Source organism: Curtobacterium sp. MCBD17_028 (genome assembly GCF_003234875.1).
Classification (GTDB): domain Bacteria; phylum Actinomycetota; class Actinomycetes; order Actinomycetales; family Microbacteriaceae; genus Curtobacterium.
The window spans coordinates 28,913-47,864 of sequence record NZ_QKTQ01000002.1; the positions used below are offsets into that span (position 1 = coordinate 28,913).

General features: G+C 72.9%; 16 protein-coding genes. 13 read left to right on the top strand and 3 right to left on the bottom strand.

Annotated elements, in window-relative coordinates:
- Positions 1-53 precede the first annotated feature (53 nt).
- The 10 genes from DEI86_RS02485 (at position 54) to DEI86_RS02530 (ending at position 11,443) form a co-directional block, all read left to right on the top strand.
- Positions 54-1,271, top strand: a complete 1,218-nt coding sequence (locus tag DEI86_RS02485) for an SIS domain-containing protein (RefSeq protein WP_111008993.1) — start codon at positions 54-56, stop codon at positions 1,269-1,271.
- Positions 1,264-2,187, top strand: coding sequence for a carbohydrate kinase family protein (locus DEI86_RS02490; protein WP_111048759.1), 924 nt, complete (start codon positions 1,264-1,266; stop codon positions 2,185-2,187). The genes DEI86_RS02485 and DEI86_RS02490 overlap by 8 nt, the downstream gene beginning before the upstream one ends.
- On the top strand, positions 2,187-2,906 hold the full coding sequence (locus DEI86_RS02495) for an aspartate/glutamate racemase family protein (protein WP_111008995.1): 720 nt from the start codon (positions 2,187-2,189) through the stop codon (positions 2,904-2,906). Before DEI86_RS02490 ends, DEI86_RS02495 begins: the two co-directional genes overlap by 1 nt.
- Positions 2,903-4,459, top strand: coding sequence for an amidohydrolase family protein (locus DEI86_RS02500; RefSeq protein WP_111048884.1), 1,557 nt, complete (start codon positions 2,903-2,905; stop codon positions 4,457-4,459). Before DEI86_RS02495 ends, DEI86_RS02500 begins: the two co-directional genes overlap by 4 nt.
- A complete protein-coding gene (locus DEI86_RS02505; RefSeq protein WP_111048760.1) occupies positions 4,456-5,361 on the top strand; it encodes a polysaccharide deacetylase family protein in 906 nt (301 codons plus the stop codon). The genes DEI86_RS02500 and DEI86_RS02505 overlap by 4 nt, the downstream gene beginning before the upstream one ends.
- Positions 5,358-7,235: an ABC transporter ATP-binding protein gene (locus DEI86_RS02510; protein WP_220038483.1), complete on the top strand. Its 1,878-nt coding sequence runs from the start codon at positions 5,358-5,360 to the stop codon at positions 7,233-7,235. The genes DEI86_RS02505 and DEI86_RS02510 overlap by 4 nt, the downstream gene beginning before the upstream one ends.
- A complete protein-coding gene (locus tag DEI86_RS02515; RefSeq protein ID WP_111013356.1) occupies positions 7,232-8,092 on the top strand; it encodes an ABC transporter permease in 861 nt (286 codons plus the stop codon). Before DEI86_RS02510 ends, DEI86_RS02515 begins: the two co-directional genes overlap by 4 nt.
- 5 nt (positions 8,093-8,097) lie before the next feature.
- Positions 8,098-9,024 carry an ABC transporter permease gene (locus tag DEI86_RS02520; protein ID WP_111048885.1) on the top strand — a complete coding sequence of 309 codons (927 nt, stop codon included), beginning with the start codon at positions 8,098-8,100 and terminating at the stop codon, positions 9,022-9,024.
- A gap of 74 nt (positions 9,025-9,098) precedes the next feature.
- Positions 9,099-10,688, top strand: a complete 1,590-nt coding sequence (locus tag DEI86_RS02525) for an ABC transporter substrate-binding protein (protein ID WP_111048762.1) — start codon at positions 9,099-9,101, stop codon at positions 10,686-10,688.
- A gap of 74 nt (positions 10,689-10,762) precedes the next feature.
- Positions 10,763-11,443: a GntR family transcriptional regulator gene (locus DEI86_RS02530; protein WP_111013354.1), complete on the top strand. Its 681-nt coding sequence runs from the start codon at positions 10,763-10,765 to the stop codon at positions 11,441-11,443.
- Between the two features lie 40 nt (positions 11,444-11,483).
- On the opposite strand, the gene DEI86_RS02535 is transcribed toward DEI86_RS02530, so the two are convergent.
- Entirely contained in the window at positions 11,484-12,974 is a 1,491-nt protein-coding gene (locus tag DEI86_RS02535) for a sugar porter family MFS transporter (protein WP_220035620.1), read from the bottom strand.
- 460 nt (positions 12,975-13,434) lie between these two features.
- Between DEI86_RS02535 and DEI86_RS02540 the strand changes: the two genes are divergently transcribed.
- From DEI86_RS02540 to DEI86_RS02550, 3 genes are read left to right on the top strand one after another with little or no spacing between them, the layout of a single operon-like run.
- A complete protein-coding gene (locus DEI86_RS02540; RefSeq protein WP_111009002.1) occupies positions 13,435-14,151 on the top strand; it encodes an MSMEG_4193 family putative phosphomutase in 717 nt (238 codons plus the stop codon).
- A gap of 34 nt (positions 14,152-14,185) precedes the next feature.
- Positions 14,186-14,725 (top strand): DUF3090 domain-containing protein, encoded by a 540-nt coding sequence (locus DEI86_RS02545; RefSeq protein WP_111048763.1) that lies wholly within the window; start codon positions 14,186-14,188, stop codon positions 14,723-14,725.
- The gene (locus DEI86_RS02550) at positions 14,725-15,495 is read left to right on the top strand and encodes an SCO1664 family protein (protein ID WP_111009004.1); all 771 of its coding nucleotides are present in this window, start codon (positions 14,725-14,727) and stop codon (positions 15,493-15,495) included. The genes DEI86_RS02545 and DEI86_RS02550 overlap by 1 nt, the downstream gene beginning before the upstream one ends.
- On the opposite strand, the gene DEI86_RS02555 is transcribed toward DEI86_RS02550, so the two are convergent.
- The gene (locus DEI86_RS02555; RefSeq protein WP_111048764.1) at positions 15,492-17,558 is read right to left on the bottom strand and encodes a VWA domain-containing protein; all 2,067 of its coding nucleotides are present in this window, start codon (positions 17,556-17,558) and stop codon (positions 15,492-15,494) included. The two genes, DEI86_RS02550 and DEI86_RS02555, sit on opposite strands and share 4 nt — an antisense overlap.
- Before the next feature lie 6 nt (positions 17,559-17,564).
- Entirely contained in the window at positions 17,565-18,950 is a 1,386-nt protein-coding gene (locus DEI86_RS02560; RefSeq protein ID WP_111009331.1) for a magnesium chelatase, read from the bottom strand.
- Between the last annotated feature and the right edge of the window lie 2 nt (positions 18,951-18,952).

The following is an 18,952-nucleotide window of genomic DNA, read 5'->3' on the forward strand; positions in this document are numbered from 1 at the left end:
GCCCGCACGGCCCCCCCACACCAGCACCAGCGCCGGACCCCAGGACAGGAACCATGACCACCACCCCGCCCAGCCCGTTCATCGGCCCGGACAGCCCGCTCGACGCGCGCCAGCAGCAGATCGTCGAGCGCGTGTCGGCCGCGGAGCACGCGTCGATCGTCGCCCTGCCGACGGACCACCCGCTCGACCCGAAGCGGCGTGCGCGGGACGAGGCCACCTACCCGGAGCTCATCGCGCAGCCCGACCGCATCCGCGAGACCCTGGCCGCCAACGACGCCGCCCTCGACGAACTCGCGGACCGGATCGCCGCGATGGACGTCGACCGCGTGTTCGTGACCGGCGCGGGGGACTCCCTCGCGGTGGCGATCGCCGCGCGGCAGACGCTCGAGCTCATGCTCGGGGTCCCGGTCGAGCCGGTCCAGAGCCTCGACCTCGCGTACTACCTCGCACCGCTCGTGACGACCCGCAGCGTCGTCGTCGCCCTCTCGAGCTCGGGGGAGACCACCCGGACGGTCGAGGCGGCCCTCGTCGCCCAGCACATCGGCGCCCTGACCGTCGCGATCACGAACACGGCGGGTTCCACGCTCGACACGGAGTCCGAGCGCACCCTGCTCCTCCGAGCCACCCGGGTCGGCTGGCCCACCCAGTCCTCCACCACGGCGCTCGCGCTCCTCGTCGACCTCGCCATCCGCGTCGGTGCGCTCCGCGGGCACGCGGCCGCCCCCGCACTCCGGCAGGCGCTCGACACGGTGCCCGCGCTCATGGAACGCGTCATCGCCGAGACCGAGCCCCGCCTGCGCGCCATCGCACAGCGAGAGCAGGCCGCCGACGCGTTCCTGTTCTCGGCCGCCGGCCCCTCGTGGGGCGCGGCGATCATCGGCGCCGCCAAGGTCAAGGAGTGCACCCCCGACCACGCCGAGGCGATCCAGGTCGAGGAGTTCCACCACTACAACTCGCTCAAGGCGGGGGAGCCCATCTGGGTGATCGCGCCCGCCGGGCCGTCCGTGCCGCGCGCCGTGCACACCGCGAGCGAGGCGAAGCGCTTCGGCGGCAGCGTCACGGTGGTCACGACCGAGGGCGTGCACGACTTCGACGACGTCGCCGACGACGTCGTGACCGTCCCGGCGGTCCCGGAGCCGATCAGCCCACTCCTCACGGTCCTCCCGGCCCAGCTCACCGGCTACCTGCTCGCGATGGAGCAGTTCGCCACGGCCGAGGCCGCGGTGGCGGCCGAGGCGGGGACGACGACCACGGCGGCGACGCATGCGTGAGGACGCGGCCGCGCCGAGCCTCCTGTGCGTCGGCAACCTGACGATCGACGACTCCGTCATCGACGGCGTGACCACCACCGCACTCGGCGGCGACGCGCTCTTCGCGGCGCTGGCCGCGCGACGCGTGCTCGACGACGTCCGCATGCTCGCACCGGTCGGGACGGACCTGCCCGCCGCGCTCCTCCAGGACGTCGCCGACGCGGGGATCCGCGTCGAGTCGGCACGGCCGCGCGACGGACGCACCGTCCGCAACCGGGTCACCTACGCCGCGGACGGCACCCGCACCTGGGACCTCCTCGACGGCGAGGACGCGTTCGACGCGATGTCGGTGTACCCGGACGACGTCACCCCCGCCGCGCTCACGGCCACGGGCGTGCTCGTCTCCGCCATGAGCCTTCGGTCACAGCTCGCCCTCGGCCCGTGGCTCCGCACCGCGACCGCGGCGACCGTCTACCTCGACCTGCAGGAGGACTACGTCGCGGGCAACGAGGACGCGCTCCTCGCGCTCCTGCCGACGTGCGACGTGTTCCTGCCGAGCGAGGTCGAGGCGGTCGCCCTCGCGGGGACCGACGACCTCGTCGCGGCAGCCGCGGTGTTCCGCGCCGCCGGGGCGGACCTCGTCGTGATCAAGACGGCCGAGCGCGGCTGCGTCCTGGCGACGGCGGACCGGACGCTCGTCGTGCCGACCGACGTCGTGACCGCCGTCGACGCCACCGGCGCGGGCGACGCGTTCTGCGGCGCCTTCGCCGCTGCGCACCAGACCGGCGCGGACCCGGTCACCGCAGCCCACGTCGGCGCCGCCGCCGCCCGCGTCGCGATCAGCGCACACGGCGTCACGGCGCTCCTCGCCGAGCGCACCGCGGCCGCCGCCGCACCGAGTGGCGCGCCGACCGCCGCGACGACCGGGGCCGCCTGATGCACGTCCGACTCCTCAACCCGAACACGAGCCTGCCGATGACCGACGCCGTCCTCGCCGCCGCCCGCGCGGTCGCGCGCCCGGACACCGTCCTGACCGCGAGCCACTCCAGTGGTGCGCCGGCGACCGTCGAGACCCACGTCGACGAGGTGTTCGGCGCCGCCGGTGTGCTCGCGCAGGTGGAGCAGGGCGAACGCGACGGGGTCGACGGCTACGTCGTCGCCTGCTTCGGCGACACGGGCCTCCCGGCCGCTCGTGAGCGCGCCCGCGGACCGGTCGTCGGCATGACGGAGGCAGCGCTCCAGACCGCCGCGCTCCTCGCCCACCGGTTCACCGTCATCACGATGCCCCCGCGGACCATCGCGATGACCGACCGCGTGGTCGCGTCGCTCGGCCTCGGGCACCGCTGCGTCGTCCGCGCCGTCGACGTGGCGGTCGAGGAGATCGAGACCGGCGCCGGTCCCGCCTTCGACGCGTTCGCCCGGGAGGCACGGCACGCGCTCGTCGCGGACGGTGCGGAGGCCATCGTGCTCGGCTGCGCAGGACTCACGGACCTGGTGTCCGGCCTCGGGGACGCGCTCGGCGTGCCGGTGGTCGACGGTGTCGCCGCCGCCACGACCGCGGTCGAGGGGCTGCTCGCGCAGGGGCTGACGACCTCGCGTGCGAACACCTGGGCCGCGCCGACGGGGTCCCCGACCACGAGCGAGGTGTGGGCATGAGCGTGCTGTTCACCGACGTGTTCGTCTGGGCACCGGAGACGCCCGCCGGCATGGTGGGGCCGACCGATCTCCTGGTCGTCGAGGACACCGTGCGCGCGATCGGCCCGGCGGTCCGGCAGCAGGCTCCGGCGGACGCGCGGGTGGTCGCCGGTGGCGGACACCACGTCCTCGTCCCCGGACTGGTCAACGCGCACTTCCACTCGCCCGCGAACCACCTCAAGGGCGCGTTCCCCAGTCGTCCGCTCGAGACCTTCATGCTCTACGAGTCGCCCGCGGACCCCGACCTCGCCCCGACCCCGCGCGAGGCGTACCTCCGGACGATGCTCGGCGCGCTCGAGATGCTCCGGACCGGGACGACGAGCGTGCAGGACGACGCGTTCCTCATGCCGGCGCCCGATCCCGACGTCATCGACGCCGTCATGCAGGCGTACGAGGACAGCGGCATCCGCGCGAGCGTCGCCCTGGACCAGCCGGAGCTCGCCGACGCCGACAAGCTCCCGTTCCTCGACGACGCCGACGACGCGCTGGCCGCGGCACTCCACGCGCCGGCACCGGCCGCGGCACCGGAACTCCTGGCCGCGTACGACCACCTGTTCCGGCGGTGGCACGGCGCTGCCGACGGCCGGCTCACCGCAGCGGTGTCGATCTCGGCGCCCCAGCGGGTGAGCCCGGAGTACTTCGGTGCGCTCGACGACCTCAGCCGTACGCACGACGTCCCGCTCTTCGCCCACATGCTCGAGACACGCACGCAGCGTGCCCTCTCCGCGCCCGGCAGCGGGCAGGAACGGTTCGCCGGGCGGAGCCTCGTCCGGTACACCGCGGACCTCGGGCTGCTCAGCGACCGCGTCAACGTCATCCACGCGGTGTGGGTCGACGAGCACGACCTCGACCTCATCGCCGCAGCGGACGCCGTCGTGGCGCACAACCCGGTGAGCAACCTGCGGCTCGGCAGCGGCGTCATGCCGTTCCGCGCCATGCGCGACCGCGGCATCCGGATCGCGCTCGGCGTCGACGAGGCGATCTGCGACGACACCGTCAACACCTGGGGCGTCGTCAAGCAGGCCGGTCTCATCCACAACGTCGCCGGGCTCGACGCGGACCGCTGGCCACTCCCGGCCGAGGTCCTCGACGCGCTCTGGGAGGGCGGCGCCGCCGCGATGCGCCGCGACGGGTGGAACGCCGAGCGCGGCCGGATCGGCCGCGTCGCCGAGGGCGCGCAGGCGGACCTCGCGCTGCTCGACCTGCACGCACCGGCGTTCACGCCGTTCAACGACCTCCGCGGACAGCTCGTCTACTGCGAGTCCGGCGGCAGCGTCCGGATGACGGTCGTCGCCGGTCGGATCGTCGCCGAGGGCGGCCGCGTGGTCTCGGTCGACGAGGCCGCACTCCTCGCGGAGGCCCGGGAGCTGCACGCAGCCCGGCGTCCCGCGCTCGAACGCACGTGGGCCGCGGCCGACGCCCTGTACCCGGCGTACGACGCCGTGGTGCGGCGGGCCGCCCGCACCGACGTGGGCATGACCAGGTGGATCGCCACGGACAGGACGACAGCATGACGCACGACGACACCCGCACCGATACCGCCCCGGGTCACGGCTTCTGGGACTACCGGCCGATCACCGACGCGCCCGGCCGGGACTGGCCCGACGGCCGACGCCTGGCCGTCTACGTCGCCGTCGGACTCGAGGAGTACCGCTTCGGCGTCGGAGCGACCGAGGACATCGTGCCGGACGTCACCGCGCCGGACCTCGTCAACACCTCGTGGCGGGACTACGGCAACCGCGTCGGGGCGTTCCGCCTGCTCGAGCGTCTCGACCGTGCGGGCATCCCACCGACCGTGCTCCTCAACACCGCCGTGTACGACGCCGCGCCGGACCTCATCCGCGCCGCCCGGGCCCTGGGCGCCGAGTTCGTCGGGCACGGCATCTCGAACTCCGACTCGCTCGGGGCCATGTCGAGCGCCGAGGAGGCCGCGTACGTCGCCGCCGTGGCCGACCGGATCGCCGCCGAGGAGGGCGAGGCGCCGGGCGGCTGGTCGAGCCCCTGGCTGACCCACACGCCCTCGACGCTCGACAACCTCGTCGCGAGCGGGTACCGCTACCTCCTCGACCTGCGTCTCGACGACCGCCCCGTGCCGATCACGACCGCCGCCGGCCAGATCGTGGCGCTGCCGTACGCGCTCGAGGTGAACGACAGCACGACGATCGTCGGCCGCGGCGCGTCGGCGTCCGAGTTCGCTGACATGGTGGTCGACGAGTTCGACGAGCTCCTGGAACGCTCCGAGGAGCAGCCGCTCGTCATGAGCGTCGTCGTGCACTCGTTCATCTCCGGCGCCCCGTTCCGCCTCCGTGCTCTCGACCGGGCCCTGCAGCACATGACCGCACACCAGGACCGCGTCTGGTTCACCCAGCCGCGGGCGATCGCGGCGCACCTCGCGACGACGGAGGTGACGGCGTGAGCGACCCCATGGACACCCCGAACGCTGGAGGCACGGCCGTGGGCGCGGCGGCCACGACGGGCGGCGTGACGGCGTCGATCCGGGACCTGCACGTGTCGCTCGAACGTGACGGTGCCCGCAGCGCGGTGCTGCGCGGCGTCGACCTCGACATCGCCCGCGGCGAGATCGTCGGGCTCGTGGGGGAGTCCGGCTCCGGCAAGAGCATGCTCGCCATGAGCCTGCTCGGGCTCCTGCCGGACGCCGCCCGTCCGCACATCAGCGGCGAGATCCGGGTGCAGGGCACCGACATGGCCCACGGCACCGACGCCGAACGGGCTCGTGCCCGGCGCACCGCGCTCGGCGCCGTGTTCCAGGACCCGATGACGTCGCTCAACCCGACGATGCGCGTCGGCCGTCAGATCGTCGAGGCCGGGCAGGACCGCGCCGGCTCGATCGCCCTCCTCGACGCGATGGGCGTGCCCGACCCCGCGATGCGGTTCAGCGTCTACCCGCACGAGCTCTCCGGTGGCCTCCGCCAGCGCGTCATGGCGGCGATCGCGATGGCCGGGAGGCCCGCCCTGGTCGTCGCGGACGAGCCCACCACCGCGCTCGACGTCACCGTGCAGGCGCAGCTGCTCGACCTGCTCCGCGAACTCCGCGACGAGCAGGGCTGCAGCGTCCTCCTCATCACCCACGACCTCGGCGTCGCGGCCCAGATCGCCGACCGGATCGCCGTGATGTACGCGGGACGCCTCGCCGAGGTCGGTCCGACGGACGCCGTGCTCACCGCCCCCGCGCACCCGTACACGGCCGGCCTCATGCGGTCCCGCCTGTCGCTCGGTCTCGACCGCGACGTCCGGCTCCCGACCCTGCCGCCGGACACGCTGACGCCCGAGCAACGCCTCGTCGGCTGCCCGTACCGCGCACGGTGCCCCCTCGCGTTCGACCGGTGCGTCGCCGAGACCCCCGGGCTCGACGCCTCGCTGCCCGCGCCGGGCCACGCAGCCGCGTGCTGGGCCCCGGCCGAGGTCGTGCGCACCGACGCGGCCACGCCGCGGACCGCCGCGGTCGCACCCGGCCCGGGCCGCGCCTCCCGGCCGGTCGCCACCCGCGCCGCACCGGCCGATGCCGCGCGCGTCGGTGACGGCACGGCCCCGGCCCCGGCGGTCGTCGTCGACGACGTCGTCTGCACGTACGTCACCGGCCACGGCCGACGGCGCCGCACCGTGGAGGCCGTGCGCGGCATGCGCTTCGACGTCGCCGCCGGTGCGTCACTCGCGATCGTCGGCGAGAGCGGGTCGGGCAAGTCGACGATCCTCCGCGCGATCGCCGGCCTCGTGCCCGTCCGGTCCGGACACATCCGGGTCGCCGACGGCGGCGCGCAGATGGTGTTCCAGGACGCCGGGTCGTCACTCACCCCGTGGATGACGGTCGGCGAGACGCTCGCCGAGCGGCTCCGCCCGCAGCGGCTCGGCCGCACCGAGACCGACCGACGCGTGTCCGAGGCCCTCGACGCCATCGGTCTCCCCGCATCGGTCGCACGGCTCCGCCCCTCCGACCTGTCCGGTGGGCAACGGCAGCGCGTCGCGCTCGCCCGAGCGACCGTCGTGCGGCCCGCCGTGCTCCTGTGCGACGAACCGACGAGCGCGCTCGACGCCTCGCTCGCCGCGACCACCCTCAACCTCATCCGGGACATGCGGGAGGAACTCGCCATGACCGTCCTGTTCGTCACGCACGACCTCGCGGTCGCCCGGCTCATGGGCGACCGGATCGCCGTCGTCGAGCGCGGCCGCATCGTCGAACTCGGTGCCGCCGACGCCGTCATCGGCGACCCACGTGAGCCGTACACGCGCACGCTCGTCGCGTCGGTCCCCGAGATCGCGGTGGCCCGGTGAGCGCCGTCGTCGCGACCCGCCGGTTCTCACCCGCGGCGTTCACGAGCGGCGTGCATGCCGGACGCACCACGGCATGGGTGCTCGTCGGGCTGCTCGGCGCACTCACCGTCGTCGCGATCGTCGCCCGCCTCATCGCGCCCGACGACCCGATCCAGCCGGTCGGCGGCGTGCAACTCCCGCTCGGGTCGCCGGGACACCTGCTCGGTACCGACTCGATCGGGCGCGACATCCTCTCGCGCACGCTGTACGGCCTCCAGACGTCCTGGTTCTCGGCACTCGCCGTCGTCGCGGTCGGCCTCGTCGTCGGCGGCGTGGTCGGCGTGGCGGCGGGCGTCGCCGGCGGGTGGGTCGACAGCGTGCTCATGCGGGTCACCGACCTGTTCCTCGCGCTGCCGTCCACGCTCGTGGCCATCGCGATCGTCGCGGCGCTCGGACCCGGCATCACGAACACGCTCATCGGCATCTCGGTCGTGTGGTGGCCCTACTACGCACGCATCATCCGGTCCGAGATCCGCGCCACCGTCGCCCGACCCCACGTCGAGGCGGCCCGGGTGGCCGGGGTCGGCCGGGCACGGCTCGTGTTCCGGCACGTGCTCCCCGCCGCCGTGCCGACCGCCATCGTCACCGCGAGCCTCGACATCGGCAACGTCGTGCTCCTGCTCGCCGGGCTGTCGTTCCTCGGTCTCGGCGCGCCGTCACCCGCACCCGAGCTCGGCGCCGACACCGCCGCGAACACGCAGCTGCTCCTCAGCGCGTGGTGGGTGCCCGTCGTCCCCGGCGTCGCCGTGCTCGTGCTCAGCCTCGTCGCGAACCTCGCCGGCGACGGCATCCGCACGCTCGTCGGGTCCAGGAGGTGACGAGCGTGATCCGCTTCCTGCTCCGTCGTCTCGGGTCCCTCGTGGCCGTGCTGCTCGTGCTCAGCGCCGTCGTGTTCCTGCTCCAGCAGATCTCGCCCGGCGACCCGGCCCGCGCGGCACTCGGCGCGAACGCGTCACGGCAGGCCGTCGACGCGGAACGCCACCGCCTCGGCCTCGACGACCCGTTGCCGGTGCAGTTCGTGCGGTTCATCGCCGGGGCCCTGCACGGTGACTTCGGGACGTCGTACCGGACGCACCGGGCCGTCGCCACCGACCTCGCATCGGCGTTCCCCGCGACCGTCGAGCTCGTGCTCGCCGCGTTCGTGATCGCGCTCGTGCTGGCCGGGCTGTTCGCGGCCTCCGCGGCCCTCCGCTGGCCGTTCGCGGGCGTCTACCGGGGCGCGCTGCTCCTGGGCGCGACCGCACCGCCGTTCCTGCTCGCACTCGGCGGGATCATCCTGTTCTACGCGCAGCTCGACTGGCTCCCCGCCTCCGGGCAGGGCACCGGCGGGGTCGGGTCCGCGGTGTCGCACCTCGTCCTGCCCGCGACCGTGCTCGCGATCGCACCGGCACTCGCGATCGGGCGCATCCTGCGGGCCGGCCTCGAGACGACGCTCGTGGCCGACCACGTCCGGACCGCTCGGTCGAAGGGCCTCGGCGAGGGGGCCGTGCTCGCCCGGCACGTCGTGCGGAACGCGATCGGTCCCGCCCTGGCGATGGCGGGCCTCCAGCTCGGGTTCATGTTCGCCGGCGACGTCGTCGTCGAGCAGGTGTTCAGCTGGCCCGGCATGGGCAACTACCTCGCCAACAGCATCCCGACGTCCGACTACCCGGCCATCGCCGCGGTGACGCTCGTGCTCGGCGCGGTCTACGTCGTCGTGAACACGGTCGCCGACGTCCTCCAGACCGCCGCGGACCCGCGTCTCGCCTGACGGCGCGAGCGACCTCGGCCAGCTCCACCCCATCCCACCCAGAACGCACCACCCCATCCCATGAAGGAGACACCGTGAGGCTCAGCTCACTCCGTCGGCGGACCCGCATCGCGCTGGTCGCGGCCGCGGCCGTCCCGCTCCTCGCCCTCGCGGCCTGTTCCGGAGGTGGCGGCTCGAGCCCGAACGCCGCACCGGAGAACGGCACGCTCACCGTCGGTCTGCTCGGCGACATCGGCCAGCCGCCGGACCCCGACATCTACTACGCGAACAACGGCCTCGCGATCGTGCTCAACACGTACGAGGGGCTCGTGCAGTACGCGAACGACACCGACTCGGTGAAGATCGCGCCCCGCCTGGCGACGTCGTGGACCGTGAGCGGCGACAACACCGTCTACACGTTCCACCTCCGCAAGGGCGTCACCTTCCACGACGGCACCCCCTTCACCTCGGCGGCGGTCAAGGTCGCCTTCGACCGACGCATCGCCGTCAAGGGCGGCGCCGCGTACATGGTGCAGGGCGTGAAGAGCGTCGCGACGCCGGACGCCTCGACCGCCGTGGTGACCCTCGACGCCCCGAACTCGGCGTTCCTGGACTACCTCGCCTCGCCGTTCGGCCCGAAGATGGAGTCGCCCACCGCGCTGCAGAAGCACGCCGGATCGGACGACGCGCAGACCTACCTGCAGACCCACGACGTCGGGACCGGTCCGTACGAGATCAGCTCGGCCGACCCCGGCACCTCGTGGACCCTGTCCCGCTACGCCGGGTACTGGGGCACGAAGTCGCCGTTCACCACGGTGAAGCTGCCGATCTACTCGGACGCCTCGGCGCTGCAGCTCGCGTTCGACCGCGGGGACGTGTCCGCGATCGTCGCCGCACTGCCCTCGTCGAGCCTGTCCAAGTACGAGGACAGCAAGCAGTACGCCAGCTACATGCTCCCCACGCTGCAGTCCGCCCTGGTCACCGTGAACCCGACCAAGTCGTTCTTCAGCAGCAAACAGGCCCGACTCGCGTTCCTCGAGAGCATCGACCAGAAGTCGATCGTCAAGCAGGTGCTCGGCAGCCGCTCCGAGCCGGCGACGACCCTCTACGCCAAGGGCATGATCCCGGGCGGCAAGGACGAGCAGACGATCACGTACGAGCCCTCGGCGATGAAGTCGTACGCGAAGACGCTGCCGTCCGGCACCACGATGACCATCGGCTACGCGAGCGGCAACACGAACGCCCAGCAGATGGCGAACATCCAGGCGGCGAAGCTCCAGGCCGACGGCATCACGGCCACGGCGAAGTCGTACCCGACGTCCCAGGTGTTCGGGTGGATCAACGACCCGACCACGGGCCCGGACGCGTTCTTCGACGGCAACAACGGGCCGGACGGCGGCTCCCCGTACATGTGGGGCCACGTCTTCTGGGACAAGTCGGGCGGCATCGACTACTTCGGCTGCGACGTCCCGGCGGTCGACCAGAAGCTCGACCACGCCGTGCAGACCGGCGACGACAGCGCGTACGTCGCCGCGGCCGAGCAGTACGCCCAGACCGGCTGCTACTACAACCTCTCCTACAACAAGGACTGGGTCGTCGCGCAGAAGTGGCTGACCGGCGTCGCGAAGTCGCACAACATCGGCGCGAACGAGCTGGACTTCAGCAAGCTCGGCATCGCCGGGTGAGGTCCGCGGGCGCCGGTGCACGCCGGCGCCCGCGGTCCTTCCCCCCGTCCACCGCTTCCAGGAAGATCGACCTGATGACCCCTCCCGAGATCGCCGCCCTGGCCACCGTCCCCGCCGCGCCGTCGCTCCCACTGCGGATCCACGCGCGCCTCCGCGAGGCGATCATCCGCGGCGAGTACCCGCAGGGGCAGAAGCTGCCGGAGGTCCGGATCGCCGACGAGCTCGCGGTCTCCCGCGTCCCGCTGCGCGAGGCCGTCCCGATGCTCGAGTCCGAGGGGTTCGTCGTCACGACGCCCCGACGCGGAGCGGTCGTCGCGACGTGGACCTCCCGCCTCGTCCACGACCTCTTCGACCTCCGTGAGGTCCTCGAGGTCGGAGCGGCCCGCCACGCCGCCCGCGCCGTCGCGGGTGGTGCCTCCGTCGACGCACTGCACGAGGCGCTCGAGCACTCGCAGGCCGTGGTCGACGACGGGGACCCGTACGCGATCGCCGCGGCGAGCACGCGGTTCCACGAGGTGATCGTGGAGATGACCGGCAACACGCTCATGCAGGCCTCGATGCGCTCGGTCTCCGGCCGCGTGCAGTGGTTGTTCTACCTGACGAGCGAACTCGACGTGCACGACGCGTTCCACGACCACGTCGAACTCGCCGCCGCGATCGAACGCGGCGACGAGCGGATGGCGGAGGCGCTGGCGTACTCCCACATCGAGCGCGACCGGATGCCGTCGATCGCCGCGCTCCACCCACGCGACTGACCGCGGCGGGCCGTGTCGCGCGCAGGTCAGCGCGCCGGCGTCACGACGCCGCCGCGCCCTCCGCATCCCGCGCCGCCTTCCGCCGCCCCACACGGGGCAGGAACACGCCGTCGCGCAGGGACCGCTCGATGTCCTCGAGCGACCGGTTCTTCGTCTCGGGCAGGCGGAAGAAGATGAACACCCAGGCGACCACGTTGAGCCCCGCGTAGACCCACATCGCGCCGCCGAGCCCGAGCCAGAGCACGAGCGTCAGGGCCGTGACGGTCACGAGCAGGTCGGAACCCCACAGCGTCATCGCCTGCAGACTCGTCGCGGCCGGTCGGACGGTGAGCGGGTAGAGCTCCGATTCGAGCAACCAGCCGATGACCTGCAGACCCCCGGACTGGAAGAACATGAACAGGAGCAGGAACAGGAGACTGAGCACCGGGTTGAGGTGGTCGCCCCCGAACAGGAACAGCGCCCCGAACGCCGCCAGGCTCGCCGCCGAGAACGGGAGCGTGAGCAGGGGGAGCCGCCGACGGCCGATCCGGTCCACGAGCCGACTGCCGATGAACGTCATGAGCAGGTACACCGCACCCACCCCGACGTTCGCCCAGAGTGCGAACGCATGCGGGAACCCGGCCTGCGTCAGGATCGTCGGCGTGTAGTAGATCATCATCTCGAGCCCGGTGATCTGCGTCAGGATCGCGACGCCGACCCCCGCGACGAGCGCGGGCCGCACCCACCGCTCCCGGAGCTGCGACCACGCCGCGCCCCCGCCGGTGCCTCCGTTCTGCTCACGGTCGGCGACGGACCGGATGTCGTCGAGCTCGTCACCCGCGTCGGCGGGGGACCGCCGCACCCACCGGAGGACCGTCCCCGCGTCGTCGTCCCGGCCCGCGTGCACGAGCCATCGGGGGCTCTCGGGGAGCACGAACATGCCGAGCAACAGCACGATGGCGGGCACACCGGACAGCATGATGAGCCAACGCCAGGAGAGCACGTCGTCGAGCGCGACGTTGACGAACGCGGCCGACAGGATGCCGATGCCGATGGCACAGCTGAACAGGGTGACCATCCGCCCGCGCCGCTCCCGGGGCGACAGCTCGGCGACGTACGTCGGGATGACCTGCGTCGACCCCCCGACGGCGAGGCCGAGGAACAGGCGGCTGAGCACGAGGGTCGTGGGGCCGGGGGAGAGTCCGGCGAACACGACGCCGAGCACGAACACGGCCGCCACGATCATGATCGTCCGACGCCGACCGATGCGACGTGAGAGCCAGGAGCTGCAGAACGCGCCGAGGACGGCACCGGCGAGGATCGCCGCCGTGATGAGCTGTTTCACCCCGTTGCCGATCCCGAAGTCCTTGCCGATCGAGATCAACGTCCCGGAGATCACACCGGTGTCGTAGCCGTAGAGCAGACCGCCGAGCGCCGCGATGAGCGCGATGCGCCGGACGTGCCCCCGCGTGGCGGACGCGACCTCGTCGTCGGACCGGCCCTCGCGGTCGATCTCGTCGGGGATGCCCCTGCCCTTGGTCGCTGTCGTCACCGCGCACACGGTACGGCGGTCCCGCCGAGCGCGGTCACGGCCGGGAGGCCCGGGCGCCGCGTCGCGCCGACGCCGCCCGGCGTCAGGCCGAGTGGGCGGGCCGTCGCGTGTGGTCGCCGCGGCCAGAACGTGTTCGGGTCTGCTCGGCCCAGTGGAGTGCGGGGTTCCGCGGAACACCGGCGAACCGGTCGGAGTCGGTGAGGAAGGAACGGACGGCGGTCATGCGACCAGCCCTTCACGAGGCTGTGGACACCTCATCGCTGCCGGACCGCCTCGCTGTGCCAGCGTTCCGCGGATCGCGGAGGCCGTCGTGGCGACGAGACTGCTGAACAGCCCGGTTCCACGACTCTACGATCTGCGATCGGGAGGCCCAACTCCCTCCACCGGACCATCCGGATCGCGCGGTCCACGCCCTTGCATGCATCTCCACGACCACGGCGCGCCGCTTAGGCTGGACCGCATGGCCACCGTCATCCTCGTCCGCCACGGCCGCACCACCGCCAACGCCTCCGGTGTCCTGGCGGGGCGGGCGGCGGGCGTGGCGCTCGACGACGTCGGACGGTCGCAGGCGCGACGCACGGCCGAGCGACTCGCCGTCGTGCCGCTCGTCGGCGTCGTCACCAGCCCCCTCGAGCGCTGCCGTCAGACGGCGCGGGCCGTGACGGACCTCCAGACCGGATCACCCACCACCCTGGCGGACCGTGGCATCACGGAGTGCGACTACGGGGACTGGCAGGGGCGCGCCCTCGGCGAGCTCGCGAAGGAGGCCCTGTGGTCGGTCGTGCAGTCGCAACCGTCGGCCGCGGTGTTCCCGGGCGGCGAGTCCATGGCGGCGATGCAGGCACGCGCCGTCGCGGCGATCCGGCGCCACGACGCCCGGTTCGAGGCCGAGCACGGTCCGGGCGCGGTCTGGGCGGCGGTGAGTCACGGCGACGTCATCAAGTCCGTGATCGCGGACGCCCTCGGCATGCACCTCGACCTCTTCCAGCGGATCTCGGTCGGGCCGGCGTCGGTGTCGATCATCCGGTACGGCACCGCCCGTCCGGACGTCGTCGCCACGAACACGGACTCGGGTGACCTGTCCTGGTTGCGCGCGCCGGCACCCGCCGCGGACGCCCCGGTGGGCGGCGGTGCCGGGCATCCGGAACCGACGGCCGACGGCCCCGCCCCTCGCTGACCGGGGTCCGACCGGACGCTCGTAGGATGGACGCATGCCCACCATCGTGCACGGGTTCGACTGGCCCGATCGCGTCGTCGTCGGCACCGTCGGCCGACCGGGATCGCGCTCGTTCTACCTGCAGGTCCGGTCCGGCTCGCGGGTCGTCAGCGTCGCCCTCGAGAAGGAACAGTCCGCTGCCCTCGCCGAGAAGATCGGCGAGATCCTCGACCAGCTGATGACGACGGCGGGCAACCCCGTCAGCGTCCCTTCGGGGACACCTGTCGAGCTCGTCGACAACGAGCCGCTCGACCAGCCCGTGGAGCCGGAGTTCCGAGCCGGTGCGATGACGCTGGGGTGGGACCCGACGACCTCGCAGGTCGTGATCGAGGCGTTCCCCATCGACACCGCGGACGACGACGACGTCCCCGACGAACCCGCCGAGATGCTCGTGGTGCGCGTCCCGGTCGGGACGGCGCGCGCCTTCGCCGAGCGCACGCTCGAGGTCGTCGGCGCCGGTCGAGCGATGTGCCCGTTCTGCGGCACCCCCATGGACCCGGACGGGCACGTCTGCCCGGTGCTCGGCGAGCGCTGATGCCCGAGGGGCCCGACCTCCTCACCGCGGACCTCGAGATCAGCGGGCGCATCACGACCGCCTCGAACGCCACCTTCCTGGGGACCATCGGCGACACCACGGTCGTGTACAAGCCGGTGTCGGGGGAGCGCCCGCTGTGGGACTTCCCGGACGGCGACCTCGCGCACCGCGAGGTCGCGGCCTACCTGGTGTCCGAGGCGTTCGGATGGGACGTCGTCCCGCGCACGTGGCTCCGCGACGGCCCGCTCGGCGCGGGGATGGTGCAGCTCTGGCAGGACGTCGACCCGGACCAGGACCCGGTCGACCTCGTCCCCTCGGACCAGGTCCCGGACGACGGCTGGCGCGAGGTCCTCGACGGGGACGACGAGACCGGCCGACCCGTGACCCTCGTCCACGAGGACTCCGTCGCACTCCGGCGCATGGCCGTGTTCGACGTCGTCGTCAACAACGCGGACCGGAAGGGCGCGCACGTCCTCGCGATGCCCGACGGTCATCGCCACGGGGTGGACCACGGGTTGACCTTCCACCAGGAGCACAAGCTCCGGACCGTGCTCTGGGGCTGGGTGGGCGAGGAACTGACGGACGACGAGCTGGCCGGTCTCGACCGCGTCCGCGCCGGGCTCGAGGGCGACCTCGCCGAGACGCTCATCGCGTACCTGAGCGCCGAGGAGATCGGGGCGTTCGCCGGCCGGTGCGCCCGCTTGGCAGCGCGTGGTCGCTTCCCGGCGCCGCACGGGCCGATGCCCGCGCTGCCCTGGCCGCTGTTCTAGCGGTCCCAGCCGCCGCGCCCCTGGTCTCCCCGCCCCCAGCCGCCGCCGAAGGCGTCGTCGAACCCGGCGGCGCCGAAGCCGCCGCGTCTCGAACCGAGGTAGGACCCGACCACCGCGGCCCCGAGGTCGTCGGCCTCCGGTGCGACGACGGTCCCGCCCGCGCGCTTCGCCATGGCTTCGATGAACCGGGCGAGCCCGGGGTCGTCGCCGAGACGGAAGAAGCTCGTGTGCGCTCCCAGGCGCGTCGACGTGTCGAGTTCGCGGATCGCGTGGGCGATCGTCAGCGGATCCGGCGGGTAGGCGAAGTACACCTCACCGCCCGGCTCGAGGTGCGAGGTCGGCTCGCCGTCCGTCACGATGAGCAGCACCGGTTGCGCGTTCGGGTGCTTCCGGAAGTGCCGGTTCGCCAGGAGCAGCGCGTGGTGCAGGTTCGTGCCCTTGTCCCACTGCGCGTCGAGCCCCACGAGCTGCTCGATGTCCATGACCTCGGCGGTCCTCCCGAACCCGATGAGCTGCAGGTCGTCGCCGCGGAACCGACTCGTGATGAGCGTGTGCAGGGCCAGCGCGGTGCGCTTCATCGGCATCCAGCGGTCCTCCATCGCCATCGAGAACGACGTGTCGACGAGGAGCGCCACGCACGCCTGTGTCCGCGCTTCGGTCTCCTGCACCTCGACGTCGTCGATCGTCAACCGGACGCCGGAACCGATCGCGCGCCCCTCGCCAGCGGTGCGCGTCAGGGCGTTCGTCATCGTGCGCGTGACGTCCCACGGCTCGGTGTCCCCGAACGCCCAGGCCCTCGTCGCGCCGGAGCGCTCGCCCGCGGCTCCAGCGCTCCGCAGGTCACGGCCTCCCGTGCGGCCGCTCATCTTCGCGGCGACGTCGCGGAGCAGCGCCGTGCCGAGCTGTCGCATGGCCTTGGGTGTCAAGCGGAGCTGCCCGTCGAGTCCGCGCTTGAGTGCCCCGGTGTCGCGGAGGGCCTTCTCGAGCTGCTGCAGCGTCCGTGCGTCGACCGCGGACTCCTCACCGAGCTGCCGCCGGAGCGCGTCGAGGTCGAGGTCGTCGAGCTGTGACCCGTTGTGCGACTGCGCGAGCTGGTCGGCGAGCTGGTCGAGGTCCGCCAGGTCCTGGAACACTCCGGTCCCGTCGCCGAGCCCGAGACCCTCGTCGCCGTCCATGCGCTCGCCCCCGCCCCAGTCCTCGCCCGGACGGAGCGCGCGGAGGTTCCCGTCGAGTTGCGCGAGGGACTGCATCAGGTCGGGGGAGCCGAAGGCCTGGGCCGCCAGCGCGTCGAGCTCGTCCCGCTGCTCCCGGGTCATCGAGTTCCGCATGCGCTGGGCGGCCGCGGCTCGGGCGGCGAGGGCGTCGAGCAGTTCGTCGATGTCCACCGGCGCCTCGGGGAAGAACGCCCCGTGCTTCGCCATGAAGTCCTCGAACTGCTCCGGCGTGTCGGCCCCCCGCGCGTGCGCGTCGAGCAGTTCGTTCAGGTCGGTGAGCATGTCGTTGATCGCGGCCCGGTCGGCGTCGGTGGCGTTCTCGAGCGCCTGCTTCATCCCGGCGAACCGCTGGTCGAGCATCTCGCGCCCGAGCAGGTCCTTGATCCGCCCGTAGGCCGCGGCCGCCTGCGGACTCTGCCACCGGTAGTCGCTGAGCTCGCTCACCGCCGCGGCGGGGGAGGACGGGAGGCTGTCCAGCTGCATCTGGGCGAGGGCGCGGACGCCGTCGTCCATCTCCACGTCACGCGCCAGCTGGCCGCGCTCCTGCGTGACGGCCTGGTCCAGCAGCTCGCGGATCTCCTCGAGCGTGCCGTCGAGGTTGTGCTTGCGCGTCAGTTCGCGTCGACGCTCGGCGACACGGCGGGCGAGGTCGTCGAGCCCGGCCTGGTCACGACCACCGCGGCGGAGGAACTCCCGCATCGCGCGCTCGGGTGAGTACCCGGCCATGACGTCCTGACCGATGGCGTCCATGGCCTCGCTCGTGTCGACGGGCGGCGCGAGCGGGTCCGGGCCGCCGGCGTACTTCCGGTACCGGGCGTCGCGGGCGAGCCGCCGGTTGGTCCCCGTCATGCGACCTCACATCCCATACGCTGCTTCGCCCCCGCCGGTCTCCTTGCTCACGCGACGGGCCAGGTACAGCCCCTCGAGCGCGAGTTCGATCGCCCCGGCGCGCTCGCCGTCGGTGTGCGCACCGAGCCGGTCGGCGACCTGGTCGTACAGGTCGGACTCGCCGAGTGACGGCAGGCCGGACAGGAAGTCCCGCGCGGTCACCTGCTCGCCCGTGGTGACCATCCCGCCGCGTTCGAGCGCGTCGACGAGCACGCCGAAGTCGATGCCTCGGAAGTGCGCGCGCACCGTCTCGGCGGTCGCCGTGCGGAGCAGGTGCTCGAGGACGTCGTCCGCGCGGTCCTCTTCGCCCGACTCGAACTCGATCTTGCCGCCGAGCACGTCGACCGCGGTCTCGAGGTCGATCGGGCGCGCCACGGCCTCGTCCTCGCCCTGCCGTGTCGCGCGGTGGACCGCCGCGGCGGCGATGGTCTCGGCACCGGCGATCGCGAACCGCGCGCTGACGCCGCTGCGCTGGTCGACCGCGCTCGACTCGCGCAGCGCGCGGGTGAACCGGGCCAGGATCTCGACGAGCACGTCCGGCACGTCGGCGGTGAACTCGGCCTCCTGCCGGATGACCGCGATCTCGTCGTCGAGCTCGGTGGGGTAGTGGGTGCGGATCTCGGCACCGAAGCGGTCCTTGAGCGGGGTGATGATGCGCCCGCGGTTCGTGTAGTCCTCGGGGTTGGCGCTCGCGACGACGAGCACGTCGAGCGGCAGGCGGAGCACGTACCCGCGGATCTGAATGTCGCGTTCCTCCATGACGTTGAGCATCGCGACCTGGATCCGCTCGGCGAGGTCCGGGAGTTCGTTGATCGCCACGATCCCGCGGTGGCTGCGGGGGATGAGCCCGAAGTGGATCGTCTCGGGGTCACCGAGGCTGCGGCCCTCCGCGACCTTCATCGGATCGACGTCGCCGATCAGGTCCGCGACGCTCGTGTCGGGCGTCGCGAGCTTCTCGACGTACCGGTCCTCCCGGCGCCGCCACTCGATCGGCAGGGCGTCGCCCAGCTCCGCCGCCCGGCGCACGCTCTCGGTCGTGATCGGCTCGTACGGGTGCTCCCCGAGCTCGGAGCCGGCGATGACGGGCGTCCACTCGTCGAGCAGGCCGGCGAGCGTCCGGAGTATGCGCGTCTTGCCCTGGCCACGTTCCCCGAGCAGCACGACGTCGTGACCGGCGATGAGCGCACGCTCGAGCTGCGGGATCACCGTCGACTCGAACCCGTGCATGCCGGGCCAGGGATCCCGACCGGCGCGCAGGGCGGCCAGGAGGTTGTCACGGATCTCGGCGCGGACGCTCCGGGCCTGGTGGCCCGAGGCGCGGAGATCGCCGACGGTGGTCATCGTTGGACGCATCA

Bases quoted from the DNA above. Each gene is read 5' to 3' on its own strand.
- DEI86_RS02495 (WP_111008995.1), top strand. From the start codon at position 2,187: ATGCACGTCCGACTCCTCAACCCGAACACGAGCCTGCCGATGACCGAC.
- DEI86_RS02530 (WP_111013354.1), top strand. From the start codon at position 10,763: ATGACCCCTCCCGAGATCGCCGCCCTGGCCACCGTCCCCGCCGCGCCG.
- DEI86_RS02555 (WP_111048764.1), bottom strand. From the start codon at position 17,558: ATGACGGGGACCAACCGGCGGCTCGCCCGCGACGCCCGGTACCGGAAG.
- DEI86_RS02505 (WP_111048760.1), top strand. From the start codon at position 4,456: ATGACGCACGACGACACCCGCACCGATACCGCCCCGGGTCACGGCTTC.
- DEI86_RS02490 (WP_111048759.1), top strand. From the start codon at position 1,264: ATGCGTGAGGACGCGGCCGCGCCGAGCCTCCTGTGCGTCGGCAACCTG.
- DEI86_RS02550 (WP_111009004.1), top strand. From the start codon at position 14,725: ATGCCCGAGGGGCCCGACCTCCTCACCGCGGACCTCGAGATCAGCGGG.
- DEI86_RS02560 (WP_111009331.1), bottom strand. From the start codon at position 18,950: ATGCGTCCAACGATGACCACCGTCGGCGATCTCCGCGCCTCGGGCCAC.
- DEI86_RS02545 (WP_111048763.1), top strand. From the start codon at position 14,186: ATGCCCACCATCGTGCACGGGTTCGACTGGCCCGATCGCGTCGTCGTC.
- DEI86_RS02500 (WP_111048884.1), top strand. From the start codon at position 2,903: ATGAGCGTGCTGTTCACCGACGTGTTCGTCTGGGCACCGGAGACGCCC.
- DEI86_RS02540 (WP_111009002.1), top strand. From the start codon at position 13,435: ATGGCCACCGTCATCCTCGTCCGCCACGGCCGCACCACCGCCAACGCC.
- DEI86_RS02485 (WP_111008993.1), top strand. From the start codon at position 54: ATGACCACCACCCCGCCCAGCCCGTTCATCGGCCCGGACAGCCCGCTC.